Source organism: Pseudovibrio sp. JE062 (assembly GCF_000156235.1).
Classification (GTDB): domain Bacteria; phylum Pseudomonadota; class Alphaproteobacteria; order Rhizobiales; family Stappiaceae; genus Pseudovibrio.
This window is the reverse complement of sequence record NZ_DS996812.1, coordinates 26,075-39,625: the sequence shown is the minus strand read 5'-3', so window position 1 is coordinate 39,625 and position 13,551 is coordinate 26,075. Positions and strand designations below refer to the sequence as shown.

Sequence of the window (13,551 nt, the reverse complement as noted above, 5' to 3'; positions counted from 1 at the left end):
GGCTTTTCAAAGAACTCATCAGTTCCGCTATTTGACGATGACCTCTGGTCCCATCATGTAGGTCGGCAGCGCCGTGGAGAGCCACGGCAAGTATGTGACCAACACGAGGAACACCAGCAGAACCATCACGAACGGCGCAGCAGCACGTACCACCTGCACCAGACTCATGCCCGTTATGCCCGACGTCACAAACAGGTTCAGTCCAATTGGCGGCGTGATCATGCCGATCTCCATGTTCACCACCATGATGATACCGAGGTGGATTGGATCAACACCCAGCTCAATCGCGATCGGGAACACAACAGGCGCCACAATCAGCAGCAAGCCGGATGGCTCCATGAACTGACCACCGATCAGCAGAATGATGTTCACTGCAATCAGGAAGGTGAACCAGTTGAAGCCAGCACCAATCATCCAGTCAGTGATGATCTGCGGAATACGTTCAGCAGTCAGCGTATGCGCAAAGAGCAACGCGTTAACGATGATGAACATCAGCATGATCGTGGTCTTGCCACTCTCAACCAGCACCTTGCGGGTATCGCGGTGGAAGAACGCAGGGAAGAAGTAAAGAACCAGCAGACCAATGTTACGGCCAACAGCTTCAATCAGGCTCTCACCCGGCTTACGCCACTTCTTATCCTTCAGCGGCCCCATATCACGGTAGATAAACAGAGCAATCAGACACGCATAAACAGCAGCCACAGCAGCAGCTTCAGTTGGCGTAAACACACCAGCATAGATACCACCAAGGATGATCACGATCAGGAACATGCCAAAGGCAGCTTCCGCAAACGTGGTCCAGAGCACCTTCATGCTTGGGAATGGCAGTGCAGCCAGATTTTTCTTACGCGCGATGAAGTAGATGGTCACCATCAGCATCAGACCGGCAACGATGCCCGGAATAACACCCGCAAGGAACATACGACCCACGGAAACGTTGGTCGCAGCCGCATAAACAACCATCACAATGGATGGCGGGATCAGAATACCCAGCGTACCAGCGTTGGCGATGATACCGGCAGCAAACTCCTTGGAGTAACCGGCTTGACGCATTGCGGCAATCGCAATGGTACCAATCGCAACCACGGTCGCAGGAGAAGACCCGGACAGCGCAGCGAAGATCATACAGGCCAGCACGCCAGCCATTGCCAGACCACCACGCACCCAGCCAACAGTCGCAACAGCGAAGTTCACAATACGACGTGCCACACCACCGGTGGACATGAAGCTGGAGGCCAGAATGAAGAACGGGATCGCAAGCAGTGTAAAGTTCTGTGACGCATTAAACATCTGAATGGTCACAGAGCTCATGGAGTCATGAGAGAACAGCGCGATATAGAGAACGGACGACAGACCAAGCGCGATCGCGATTGGTGCCCCGATAAGAAGCAGCCCAAAGAGCAGCAAAAAGAGAACAGCGGTTTCCATTGGGCTTAGTCCTTCAGCACGTCTTTGTTTTCTTCAACGAGCTCTTCAGCTTCGTGCGCGGCAATCATCGTGTCGCGTTGGCCGGTCAGAATGAGCCAGCACATTTGCAGCGACCGGAAAGCAAGAAGGGCAAGGCCAATTGGCAGAATGACGTAACCCCACCAGCGAGGAACGCGCTCTTTCACGCCAAACATCTCCTGATACCACTCAGGGAACTTCAGATCTTCCATGCCGATTGGAAGCTTGTAGTATTTGGCCACGTAGTCGAACGCACCACCGGTAGAACCGCGGTTTTCCAGTCCGAGCAACACACCAAACCAGTCCGCATCAAACAGCAGCGCCGCATAAAGCAGTGTCACCAACGCGCCCAGAAGGCCAAATGCGCGGAAGATTGGTTTTGGAAACAGGCGGATGAAAGCATCAACGCCAAGGTGTGAGCCAATTTTCAGGCCGTAGCTCATACCGAAGAGAATAAGCCACGCAAACAGTACGCGGGTGAACTGTAGCGCGCCACCCCAACCCGAGTTAAAGCCGTACCGCATGACGACCTGCCAGAAGGTTACCAGCGTCATCACAGCAAGGATGGTGGCAATAAACCCTTCTTCGAAAGCATCTATTATTTTATTTAGTCGAGACAAAGCGCCCTCCCCCAACAGCACTCTCATTTCTCAGTGTGTTGCGGCACCGAAAAAGAAACCATTGTGGTTTTTCAGGGTCCGCCCGACCAATGGCCGGACGGTCCTATCAAAATGTGTTGGATTAGTTGTTTGCTGCGACGGCAGCGTCGATCACATCCTGACCGATGTCATCAGCAAATTTGCCCCATACAGGCTTCATCACATCAACCCACTGCTGACGCTGCTCAGGTGTCAGAGTGCGAACTTCTACACCAGCTTCGATGATCTTCTGCTTGTTAGCTTCGTTGATGGCGGAAGAACGAGCGTTAGCATCGTTGGTCACTTCAGTGAAGATAGTGATGAACTGGTCGCGAACTTCTGGATCCAGGCTGTCGAGCCATTCTTGAGAAGTCACAGCCAGGTAAGACAGCAGCTGGTGGCTGGTTTCTGTAATACCGTCCTGAACTTCAAAGAACTTCTTAGTGTAGATGTTGGACCAGGTGTTTTCCTGACCATCAACAACGCCAGTCTGCAGAGCGCCATACACTTCTTTAAATGCAAGCTTCTGAGCGTTTGCTTCCATCGCTTCAATCATTGCCACAGCAACGTCAGAAGTCTGAACGCGGAACTTCAGGCCAGCCGCATCAGCAGGTGTCACCAGTGGCTTGTTTGCTGAGAAGTGCTTGATACCGTTGTAAACATAACCAAGACCTACAAAGCCGATGTCAGACATCGCGCCCAACAGTTCCTGACCTTTTTCACCCTGTGTGAACTTGTTCACTGCATCCATGTCAGAGAACAGGAACGGAAGGTCAAACACACGGTACTTGAGTGTGTAAGCTTCGAATTTCGCAAGAGAAGGCGCAGCGATCTGAACGTCGCCGAGCAGCAGAGCTTCCATCACTTTGTCATCATCAAACAGCTGGGAGCTTGGGAAAACCTGCATACAGGCCTTACCATTCATCTCATTGTTGATGCGCTCAGCAAGTGCAGTTGCGAAGTCACCTTTTGGGTGGCCGGTCGCGGACACAACGTGACTGAACTTGATAACGACTTCACCCGGATCACACGCTTCAGCAGCAACAGCCTGAGTAGCGGTGAACATGCCAGCTGCAACTGTGGCAGCAGTAATAATCTTCTTCATAGTATCCTCCCAGATGGAACGGAGCGAAGCTCCTCACACTACTAAAAGCAATCTGCGTGCCAGTTTAAATACCTATAATAAATACAGATACTTACGGAATTTCACCTAATCATTCAAAATGCATTTGTTTCGAATAAGTAACATTGACTATTTAAAAATGTGTCGAATTCGACACATTCACGAACAGCTCTGGCTGTCGAAATATAGTTCTCAGCACATAAAATATAAACATGCACCATTCGAAAATATAAATCGGATGCAGACTTCACTCATGTATATCTATCCAGTGAGTTACCAGCAATACAATGAACTAATATATAGAGAATGCATTTATATTTATAACCTGCCATGCATACAAACCACAGGAGTGGATTAGCATGTCAATTACTTCATCACTTTCAGTACTTCTAACTAACTCATCGGCAGAAACACTAACACTTGTATCCAGTAAGGTAACAGGTTCGAGTAGTACCGGTTCGATCTCACTTCCTCAAACTGTTACTCGAGGCACTTATGGAGGCCTTGGAGTGCCAGCCTCCGACACCCCTTACACAGTGGAATGGGTTTACACACCAGATGGCGGGGCTACTCACCTGTCTTTCACAACAAAACTCGACGGGAAAGACGGCATTACTATTATTCCTAGTGAGAGTGGCCCCTTGGCAGGATCCTGGCAACTTGAAGAACATCTGGAACGGCTCGGTGACGGCTGGTTGGTGCGCTATTACTACAATGTAGTCTAGCCGATTGAGAGTTCAGATACTGTCTCATACCTGAGCTGGTAACTTTGCCAGTTCAGGTTCTTCGCAGTGCTGCATAAGTGGTAAGTTGACATTCAGAACGCCTTATCAGCTAAGGTTTCGCACCTTCAGAGCACCTCACCATGACCCTCAAACTTCATCACCTTTCCCAAGCCCATACTTCTTCATCTTCTCGTAAAGTGCCTTGCGGGAGACGGACAAAGCTTCGTATGTCGGTTTGATCTTGCCGTCGTTCTTCTCAAGTTCAGCCGCAATAATATCGCGTTCGTAAGAGCTGACGCGCTCAGCCAGAGTACCGCTCTGTGGTCCGGCGACAGCAGCAGCAGACCCAGTTGCCTTAGGTTGCCCCTCAAGCCCCAGCACGAACCGGTCCGCCACATTGCGCAGTTCACGCACGTTACCCGGCCATTCACGTTGCATCAGCTCTGAGAGAAACTCTCTTGAAATCTCAGGAACTTCTTTGCGATAACGTGCCCGTGCCCCTCGCGTCAGATAATGGAACAGCACCGGAATATCCTCTAGCCGCTCCCGCAGAGGCGGAATAGCCAGCGTGATCACGTTGAGGCGATAGAACAAATCCTTCCGGAACCGCCCTTCATTAGAAGCGGCCTCCAGATCTTCCTTGGTCGCCGCCACAAAACGCAGATCCAGCGGAATGGCCTTGTTGGAACCGAGGCGCTCAATCGTCCGTGTCTCAAACACCCGCAGCAGCTTCACCTGCAAATCGAGCGGCATGGACTCGATCTCATCCAGAAACACCGTGCCACCATGAGCATGTTCCAGCTTACCGATCCGCTGACCACTTGCCCCGGTAAATGCACCTTTCTCATGCCCAAACAGCTCGCTCTCGATGATATCCGCCGGCAGCGCGCCGCAGTTCAGCGCCACAAACGGCCCGTCTTTGCGCAAGCCCTCTTCGTGCAGCGCACGGGCGACCACCTCCTTACCAGAACCGGTCTCGCCCAGAATAAGCACGTCAGCATCTGTACCGGACAGCGCCGTAATCGTGTTGCGCAGCGCTTCCATGGAAGGTGACTTGCCTACGATGCGCTCTTCCAGACCGGAAAGGTTGCCCAGCTCCTCACGCAGCACACGGTTTTCCAAGGTCAAACGGCGTTTTTCCAACCCGCGCTCAACAACGGCAACCAGCCCGCTGACAGGAAACGGCTTTTCTTTGAAGTCATAGGCCCCGGCGCGCATGGCTTCTACCGCCAGCGGGACGTCACCATGACCAGTAATCAGCACCACAGGCAACGCGCTGTCGATTTCAAAGGCAGCTTTCATCAGATCAAAGCCACCCATCTTCGGCATACGGATATCGCTCACCAAAACGCCGTAGAACTCATGCGTGATATGCTCCAGCGCTTCCTCAGCGCGGGAAAACGGCACCACGTGGTAGTCGGCCAGTTCCAGCCCCTCTACCAGCGCCTCACGCATATCCTCATCGTCATCGACCAGAAGAATGGTGGCTTTATCGATCGCCCATACGTCCATACTAAACTTCTTCTTCCTCAGGATCACCGGATGTCTCCGAGACGTCCTTCAGCACAATCACAAAACACGCACCGCCAAGCTCAGACTGCTCATAGTGCAGCTGCCCTTCAAGGTCCTCGATTATCTTATAGGCGATGGAAAGACCAAGCCCCAATCCTTCACCAACATCCTTTGTAGTGAAGAATGGATCAAAAATGCTGGCAACAACATCTTCAGGCACACCCGGGCCGTTGTCCTCAAACCGAATAACCACCTGTTGCTCCTGGTGAGAAACAGTAATCCGAATGCGCGGTTCCAGCTGCTCTTTCATCGCATCCAGCGCATTGCTCATCAGGTTCATCAGCACCTGCGCCAAGCGCACTTGCCCGGCCAGCACCTCAAGGGATTTATCCTCCTGCACCACCTCTGTGCGCACGCCCATCTGCTTGCAGCGCGGCCCCGTTAGCATCAGGATTTCACCAACCACGGCAGAGACCTTCACCGGCACCAGATCACGCCCTGCTTTTCGGGTGAACCCTTTCAGAATCTGGCTGATCGCCGCCATCCGTTCCACCATGGCAACAATCTTGCCAAGGCTCTTCAGCGCCCGATCAGACTTGCCGGTCTCAATCAGCACCTGCGCATTTTCTGAGTGGGTGCGGATCGCGCCCAGCGGCTGGTTAAACTCATGGGAAATCGCAGCAGACATCTCCCCCAGCGTCGCTAGCTTGGCGGACTGCACCAGCCCCGCTTGCGCCTGCTGAAGCTCTTTCTCCGCTGCCTCGCGCTCTTTCACTTCCTGAGCCAGCAGTGCATTCATGTTGGAAAGTTCACGCGTACGTTCATGCACCCGCTCTTCCAACCGCGCCGCATAAACCTTATCCTGCCGGATCCGCTCCAGCAATCGACGGCGACGCTCACCCGCCATCCAGAACAAGCCACCGCTGACAACACACAGCAGCAACGCCACCAGAGCCGCCCAGATAGACTGCTGCCGAACCTGAGAGGTATCTGCAAACAGCACCACCTTCCAGTTCAACACAGGAAGCTCCTGCTCAATCATCTGGAAGTTGGTTTTGTTAAAAGGCGGGCTCAGACGCACCAGCTCAAAGTCCAGATCATACCAGCGCTGGTCGATCACACCATTCTGCGTCCCCGAAACTCGCCCACGCCGTGTTGTGCGTTGCGCGAACAGTCGTTCCCCGCGCCAACTGGATTGGTTGGTTGCTACTACAATGCCGTTTTGGTCCACCGCAACAAGGCGATCCTTGGAGAGCGCCCAGTTCTGCTCCACTTCCTCAAGGCTCACACGCACAGCAATAAAGCCATAATCCTGCTCGCCTTGCCGAACCGGCGCGATAAACACGTAACTGGCAGGCCCACCATTGCGGGAGAGCACCAGCTGACGCCCAAGCCGTCCCTGCCGCGCCGCCTTCAAAGCATCAGCGTAAGAGGACATGCCCCGCTCAGCCATACTCGCGTTGTCGATCAGGTTGGACGCAACAATCTCGCCATCAGGTTTCTGAAACCAGACCTCCTGCGCACCGGACATGCCTGCGATTACCTTGGCAACATTCTGCCCGCGCTCATGCTCATCTTCAGCAAGGATCTGCACAATGTCCGAGCGCCGCGCCAACAGCGGAGGCAATAAACGATACTTGTCGAGATACTTCTCAAGCCCCGCCGCCTGCACAGACAAAGTCGCCTGACTGCGCGTTTGCAGGTCCGCCATATAAAACTGGCCGCTGAGCTGCATCACGACCCAGGCCACAACAAGCGCAAACACAGCAAACGTCACCAGTGCAACACTGGAGACCCGCTGCCATCGCTCAGATCTGCTTGTCCTGTTCACGTCGCTTGTCCGATTTAGAATATGGTGGCAATGCCTCCCGAGACATCACCAAATGCGCTCAATCACGTACGGTGTAACGCGTGTTCGTTCACTGGTCTAGCGCAACACTTTTGATCAAAGCAAATACCTGTTGTCCGGCAGCCAACTGCAACTCATGTACAGAATGGCGTGTCAGCCGCGCCCGCAAATGCTGCTCTCCAACCCGGCAATCCACTTCAGCATAAGGGCCGGAGGTCTCCGTAATCCCTTCAATCACAACAGAGAGCACATTACGAACAGAAGCCTCTTCCGGCGCTTTACGAGCCAGAGCCACGTCCTTCGCCTTGATGCGAATGCGGGCATCTTGACCTGCTTTGCCCAGTTGCCCCGGCAACTGCAGCATCTGCCCTTCCAGACCAAACTCGGTGATCTGCCACTGCTCATCATAGGTGTTCAGCTTGGCAAACAGCAGAGAGCCAGCATCTGGTCCACTCGCCAGTTGAGGCAGCTCCAGATTGCTCAGCATCTGCGCAATTGGCCCATGCGCGACTACGTTACCGGCATCCAGCAGAACCAGCGTATCTGCCAGTTGCTCAATCTCACCAAGGCTATGGCTCACATACAGCATGGGAATGCCGAATTCGTTCTTCAGCTTCAGAAGATACGGCAGGATTTCCGCTTTACGCGAGGCATCCAGCGAGGCCAGAGGCTCATCCAACACAAGCAGCTGCGGATTGGAAAGCAACGCCCGCCCAATCGCCACACGCTGCTTCTCCCCACCGGAAAGCCCATGAGGCCGCCGCTTCAGCAAATGGGAGATCCCCAGCAGCTCTGCAATCTCAGCAAGCCCAACAGCAGATTTCCGCCCCGCCGCCCATTGGCTGTAAAGCAGGTTCCGCTCCACATTCATATGCGGAAACAGGCGGGAATCCTGAAACACCATGCCCACCCCGCGCTGCTGAATAGGCACACTGATGGAAGCCGCCCGGTCAAAAACAACCCGCTCACCCAGCGCAATACGGCCACGATCGGGAGCAGACAGCCCGGCGATCATGCGGATCAATGAAGATTTGCCAGCACCCGACTTACCAAAGATCGCCGTGATCCCGCTGTTCACCTCAAACTTGGCAGAAAGCGAGAAGTCACCCAACCGACTGGTGATATCGACGTCAATCATGCTGCCCTCCCAACTTGCGGGAGAGGCGGCGTGAAATCACCTCAGAGAACACCAATGCACAGATGGAAACCACAATCGCAATCACCGTCAGGCGGATTGCACCCGCATCACCAGAAAGGCTTTGCATCTCAGTATAAAGCGCAAGCGACAGTGTGCGGGTCTCACCGGGGATGTTGGAAACAAACGTAATCGTCGCCCCAAACTCCCCCATCGCCTTGGCAAACCCAAGGATCGCGCCACTCAGGATACCCGGCAGCGCCAGCGGCAGCGTAATGAGCAGAAAGGTTTTGAGCCGAGACGTCCCCAGCGAATGCGCCGCTTCTTCCAACTGCCCATCTGACAACTCAAAGGAAAGCTTCACCGGACGAATGATCAACGGAAACGCCATAATCCCAGCGGCGAGAGCTGCCCCCGTCCAGCGGAAGGCGAACACAATGCCAAACACATCAGCAAAAAAGCTACCCAACATACCCTGCCGTCCAAACAGCACCAGCAGCACATAACCTGTCACAACAGGCGGCAGCACAATGGGCAAATGCACCAAGGCATTGACCAGCGTGTATCCGGGAAACTTCCAGCGGGCGAGAGCATAGCCGAGTAGAACCGCAGGCGGCAGCGCAATCGCAATTGCAAGGCTTGCAACCTGCAGCGACAGCTGGATCGCTGCCCATTCTGCATCCGTCAGATAAAAGCTCAATCGCCGCTCACTTTGAAACCATGAGCCTGAAAGATCTTGCGCCCCTCAGCACTCTTCAAAAACTCCATAAAACCTTCGCTAGCCTTGGAATGGCCAGAGGTCAAGGCTCCCGGAATAACAATAACACGATGACTGTCCTGCGGTATTTCCGCAAGCACCCGCACACCGTGTTCCACTTTCGCGTCAGAAGAATAAACCAGCGCCAGAGGCACTTCACCCCGCGCAGCAGCGGCCAGAGCAACACGCACATTCTCCAAAGGAGCCACGCGCTGCGCCACGCTTTGCCACAAACCAAGGTTGGTCAGCGCCTCTTTGCCATAACGCCCGGCAGGCACCGTCTCCGGCTCTCCCATAGCAAGACGTCCATCCGCCAGCACAGCCTGCAAAGCCTCAGCAGTCAGCTCAACATCCTCAGCGCCCAGCGCCTCAGAGCCAACCAGCACAAGCCCGTTGGAGGCAAGCTCCACCACACTGTCATCCACCAGCACACCATTCTTCACGGCATACGCCATCCACGCATCATCAGCTGTCACCAGCACATCAGCAGGCGCACCGGCCACAACATGGCGGGTTATGGTCTGCGAACCTCCAAAGGAGAACTCTGTCTTGGTGTTGTGAGACTGATCAAACTGAGCGCCAGCATCCTCCAGCACATCCTTCAGACTGGAAGCCGCGAACACCAGAATGCGCTCCGGCTGCTGCGCAAACGAGCCAGCCCCACCGCCAACGATCAGCGCAAGGCTTACAACAGCCGTAGAAAGAAAACGCCAGAAACCAGTCACAACCAGATAACTCCATTTCGCGAGTCCGGCTTGAACTATAAGGACCTAACCCACTCGAACCACTGACTCATATCAAGGCCCACACAGGTTTCGTCAAGCGTATTCGTCTCTACAGCACCTCCCCGAGATCTCGAAGCCGACTTTCACTGAAGAGTTGCCTGGAGCTCTAAGCCGCAATGGCGCGAGGTGATTTCACCTTCTCGGCAAGTCCTTTCAAGTTACCTAGAATTACTTTGCCCGTCCCACTTTTCACGAGCGTTTGGCCCAGCAACCACCCCAACGGCCCGTACTTCATGCGATACTCCAGGTACCAGTTGATCTGCGATTTTCCACCGGCGTAAGGCTTAATGCAGATCTCTGCTTGCGCTTCCTTCAGCGGTAAAGCGTCCATAGAAAACATACGCACTCGCATTCTGTGATTGGGCTCCCATTCCAACACTTCCTCATCGAGGAAGGTGCCATTCTCAAAGTGACAGCGACGCACAGAACCAACACCGTCAGCCCCTTCGGTCAACGCCTCAACAGACTTCACAAGAGGGGCAAACTCATCAAGATCCATGTACCGGCCAATAACATTCCAAATAGCTTCCGGGCTGGCATCAATCACCATTGTTCTTTCGCAGCGTATCATCGGGTTCTCCTCAATCATCGCAAACATCTTGCGTGGTGCTGAACCCTTGATACAGTGGCGCTGCTGACACCGTTATGGCAGCAGCATGACAGCAGGAGCCCGCAATGCGTCGTACAGAACGCCTTTTCCACATCATCCAGATTTTGCGGTCAAGCCGGACTCCAGTGACAGGACGTGCCCTCGCGGACGAGCTCGAAATTTCCCTCCGCACCCTGTACCGCGATATGTCGGAGCTGATGGCTCAGCGCGTGCCCATCACCGGAGAAGCCGGAACAGGCTACGTGTTGGATGATGGCTACGACATGCCCCCCTTGATGCTGACAGCAGACGAGTTAGAAGCTGCTGCCCTTGGCGCCGCATGGGTCGCAACCCAGTCAGACCCATCCCTTGCCCGCTCCGCCAGAGATCTGGTGGCCAAACTCTCAGCTGCCATTCCAAAAGAACTGCGCCCGATCATTTTGGATGCTGGTCTCAAACCAATCTCAATAAAACCGACTGCCAGCGAGCAATTCGACGGAGCAGCCCTGAGGCGCGCCATCCGGGACCGCAGCAAACTGCAAATCACTTACGAAGATCAGAAGGAAAACCTGACCACCCGCCTGATCTGGCCGCTCCTCATCGCCTATCTGAACAATGCCCGTTTCATCATAGCCTGGTGCGAAACTCGAGAGGACTACCGGCACTTTCGGACAGACCGGGTTCGCGAGATGGAAGTTCAGTCCGACCAATACCCTGGCCGCCGCGCCGCACTCATCAAAGCCTGGGAAGAGATGATGGCTTCAAAGCATTAAGCCTCTGATCAACCATCTATAATCCCACCTCACCACTGCCCTTGGTTGGACCGTCTCCAATCCAGAACTTGACGCAACGGATATATAGTTTAGATATAACTAAACAGTATAGAATCAGCTAAACTATGATCGACCTGAACATCACCTTCGCCGCCCTCGCTAATCCCGTCCGTCGCCAGATGCTGGATGACCTGTTGCATGGTAGTAAAACCGTCAAACAACTCAGCATCCACCACGACATGACGCCCGGCGCGATCTCGCAGCACCTCAAGGTTCTTGAGGAAGCGCAGCTCATCAAACGCACCGTCAAAGGCCGGGAGCACCACTGCGAGCTAGCCACAGCAGGCCTCGACCCCATGCTGGAATGGACAGAGCGACACAAAGCCTTCTGGCAGCAAAAGCTGACCTCCTTCGGCGCCTACCTCGAAAAACAGGGAGACGGCGATGGCTAGCACTGCAAACCCCGACTACAGCGTCAACGAGAGCATGTGGTTTGACACGGACCTGGAAACCGCATTCACAGGCTGGACAGATCCCAAGGCCATAGCCAGCTGGTTCGGTCCACCCGGCTATACGGCGGAAGTTCTGGAGCTAAACCTCACCCCCGGCGGTCAATGGCGGTTTCGCATGGTGCCGGAAACAGGTGCTCCCTCACACAATTCAGGCCGATACGTCGAAATCTCCCGCCCCAACACCTTGATCTTCACGTGGGAGAGTGAGGAAGACAAGCACCTCACACACGGACGCGACACACTGGTGACCATCACATTCACCGAGGAAACCGGCGGCGTCCGCATCACCATCCTTCACGAACAACTGCCAACACAGGAAGCAGCACAGTCCCTCACCTATGGCTGGGGCCGCGGCATCATCTGTTTTGGCCACTGGCTAAGGAGATTGGAAGAATGACAGAGCAACTCACCGGTGGATGCGCCTGCGGTGCAGTCCGTTATGAAGCAGCTGGCGAAATCGAATTTTCCTTCAACTGTCACTGCCGAAAGTGCCAACAGGCTACCGGCACTGGCCATTCATCAGCCTTTGCGATGTCAACCAGTCAGGTTCAGTTTCACGGAGAAATCCGCGAGTATAAAGCCTCAAGCGATAACGGTGCAGCAACCTATTCCGGCTTCTGTCCCACCTGCGGTTCCCCACTCACCAGCCGCACAGAACGCTTTCCAGACCGCATTTACATCCACGCCGCCACACTGGACGATCCAAGCCGCTTCTCTCCCGCTTTCACCGTCTTCGAAGAAGCCGCCCAGCCATGGGATCCACCGATGAAGGAGCTGGAAGCAGCTCCAAGATAAAGCGCCGCTACAACTCCGGATCAAGCAATGACCGATGCACCTGCATTCCAGCCCAGACACCGTCCCCCACGGCAAAGGAAACGGAATGCGGAACGCGGGCTACATCCCCACAGGCAAACACACCGCGAACGGTTGTCTCCTTGAACTCCGAGGTCACTATCTGCTGCCCCATGGGATGACCTTCCACCGCACACCCGGCATCCTGAGCCAGCCCACTGGATGGATAGGTGTTGGAGACAACAAAAATCGCAGAAAACGGCAGTGTACGCCCATCTTCAAGCACCACATCCGCAGTGCCCTCAATACGGCTGATCCGAATATCTTCAAGGGTAACGCCACTGCGCAGCAGATGTTCACGCTGCCCATCCTCCAGGGGAGCCGTGCCATTGGTGAAGAAGGTCGTCGGTCCCCACTCCGGCATAATCTCCGCCTGATGCAAGGAGACGGGATTGAAAGCAATCACAGCAATTGGTTCTTTATTCAACTCATAGCCATGGCAATACGGGCAATGCAAAACAGACATGCCCCAACGCTCTGCCAATCCCGGAATATCCGGCAGCTCATCCCGCACACCCGTGGCCAGCAAAATCCGGTGCGCTGTGAAATCTGTGCCCTTATCGGTACTAACCCGAAACGCTCCAATCTCACCTAAGATCTCCTGCACCTGTCCCTCGTACCAGGTCAGATCAGGATAGGCATCCAGCTGCTGCCGTGCCTGCACCCAGATATCATCAGGCTTCATCCCATCCTGTCCAAGAAAGCCATAGGCATGCTCTGAAAAGCGGTTCCGCCGTTCACCCGCATCAATCACCAGAACAGACCTGCGCGCCCGCAACAGCTGCAAAGCCGCTGCCATCCCGGCATAACTCCCCCCAATCACAATCACATCATGCATCTTCAGGGCCCTCTGCT

The 13,551-nt window shown here is 54.5% G+C and carries 15 protein-coding genes; 5 read left to right on the top strand and 10 right to left on the bottom strand.

Annotated features, from left to right (window positions below; genetic code table 11):
• Nucleotides 1-27: 27 nt before the first annotated feature.
• The 3 genes from PJE062_RS18985 to PJE062_RS18975 form a co-directional block, all read right to left on the bottom strand.
• Entirely contained in the window at nt 28-1,428 is a 1,401-nt protein-coding gene (locus PJE062_RS18985; protein ID WP_008551429.1) for a TRAP transporter large permease, read from the bottom strand.
• A gap of 5 nt (nt 1,429-1,433) precedes the next feature.
• A complete protein-coding gene (locus tag PJE062_RS18980) occupies nt 1,434-2,066 on the bottom strand; it encodes a TRAP transporter small permease (RefSeq protein WP_008551724.1) in 633 nt (210 codons plus the stop codon).
• A gap of 121 nt (nt 2,067-2,187) precedes the next feature.
• On the bottom strand, nt 2,188-3,189 hold the full coding sequence (locus tag PJE062_RS18975) for a DctP family TRAP transporter solute-binding subunit (RefSeq protein WP_008551419.1): 1,002 nt from the start codon (nt 3,187-3,189) through the stop codon (nt 2,188-2,190).
• A gap of 377 nt (nt 3,190-3,566) precedes the next feature.
• Between PJE062_RS18975 and PJE062_RS26410 the strand changes: the two genes are divergently transcribed.
• Nucleotides 3,567-3,932 carry a hypothetical protein gene (locus tag PJE062_RS26410; RefSeq protein ID WP_157039253.1) on the top strand — a complete coding sequence of 122 codons (366 nt, stop codon included), beginning with the start codon at nt 3,567-3,569 and terminating at the stop codon, nt 3,930-3,932.
• Nucleotides 3,933-4,079: 147 nt separating this feature from the next.
• Here PJE062_RS26410 and PJE062_RS18970 read toward each other — a convergent pair whose 3' ends face one another.
• The 6 genes from PJE062_RS18970 to PJE062_RS18945 form a co-directional block, all read right to left on the bottom strand.
• Nucleotides 4,080-5,444, bottom strand: a complete 1,365-nt coding sequence (locus PJE062_RS18970; protein WP_008551435.1) for a sigma-54 dependent transcriptional regulator — start codon at nt 5,442-5,444, stop codon at nt 4,080-4,082.
• 1 nt (nt 5,445) lies between these two features.
• Nucleotides 5,446-7,275 carry an ATP-binding protein gene (locus PJE062_RS18965; RefSeq protein ID WP_008551349.1) on the bottom strand — a complete coding sequence of 610 codons (1,830 nt, stop codon included), beginning with the start codon at nt 7,273-7,275 and terminating at the stop codon, nt 5,446-5,448.
• Between the two features lie 88 nt (nt 7,276-7,363).
• The gene (modC, locus tag PJE062_RS18960) at nt 7,364-8,431 is read right to left on the bottom strand and encodes a molybdenum ABC transporter ATP-binding protein (RefSeq protein ID WP_008551557.1); all 1,068 of its coding nucleotides are present in this window, start codon (nt 8,429-8,431) and stop codon (nt 7,364-7,366) included.
• The gene (gene modB / locus PJE062_RS18955) at nt 8,424-9,128 is read right to left on the bottom strand and encodes a molybdate ABC transporter permease subunit (RefSeq protein WP_008551620.1); all 705 of its coding nucleotides are present in this window, start codon (nt 9,126-9,128) and stop codon (nt 8,424-8,426) included. Before modB ends, modC begins: the two co-directional genes overlap by 8 nt.
• A complete protein-coding gene (modA, locus tag PJE062_RS18950) occupies nt 9,125-9,910 on the bottom strand; it encodes a molybdate ABC transporter substrate-binding protein (RefSeq protein WP_008551739.1) in 786 nt (261 codons plus the stop codon). Before modA ends, modB begins: the two co-directional genes overlap by 4 nt.
• Before the next feature lie 166 nt (nt 9,911-10,076).
• Nucleotides 10,077-10,541 carry an SRPBCC family protein gene (locus tag PJE062_RS18945; protein WP_208982394.1) on the bottom strand — a complete coding sequence of 155 codons (465 nt, stop codon included), beginning with the start codon at nt 10,539-10,541 and terminating at the stop codon, nt 10,077-10,079.
• A gap of 104 nt (nt 10,542-10,645) precedes the next feature.
• Here PJE062_RS18945 and PJE062_RS18940 point away from each other — a divergent pair, with 104 nt between their 5' ends.
• From PJE062_RS18940 to PJE062_RS18925, 4 genes are all read left to right on the top strand, one after another.
• On the top strand, nt 10,646-11,332 hold the full coding sequence (locus PJE062_RS18940; protein ID WP_008551503.1) for a YafY family protein: 687 nt from the start codon (nt 10,646-10,648) through the stop codon (nt 11,330-11,332).
• Nucleotides 11,333-11,457: 125 nt separating this feature from the next.
• The gene (locus tag PJE062_RS18935; protein ID WP_008551477.1) at nt 11,458-11,784 is read left to right on the top strand and encodes a helix-turn-helix transcriptional regulator; all 327 of its coding nucleotides are present in this window, start codon (nt 11,458-11,460) and stop codon (nt 11,782-11,784) included.
• Nucleotides 11,777-12,241: an SRPBCC domain-containing protein gene (locus PJE062_RS18930; protein WP_008551392.1), complete on the top strand. Its 465-nt coding sequence runs from the start codon at nt 11,777-11,779 to the stop codon at nt 12,239-12,241. The genes PJE062_RS18935 and PJE062_RS18930 overlap by 8 nt, the downstream gene beginning before the upstream one ends.
• Nucleotides 12,238-12,639 (top strand): GFA family protein, encoded by a 402-nt coding sequence (locus PJE062_RS18925; RefSeq protein WP_008551411.1) that lies wholly within the window; start codon nt 12,238-12,240, stop codon nt 12,637-12,639. The genes PJE062_RS18930 and PJE062_RS18925 overlap by 4 nt, the downstream gene beginning before the upstream one ends.
• Before the next feature lie 7 nt (nt 12,640-12,646).
• Here the strand turns inward: PJE062_RS18925 and PJE062_RS18920 are convergent, their stop codons facing one another.
• Nucleotides 12,647-13,534, bottom strand: a complete 888-nt coding sequence (locus PJE062_RS18920) for an NAD(P)/FAD-dependent oxidoreductase (protein WP_008551488.1) — start codon at nt 13,532-13,534, stop codon at nt 12,647-12,649.
• Between the last annotated feature and the right edge of the window lie 17 nt (nt 13,535-13,551).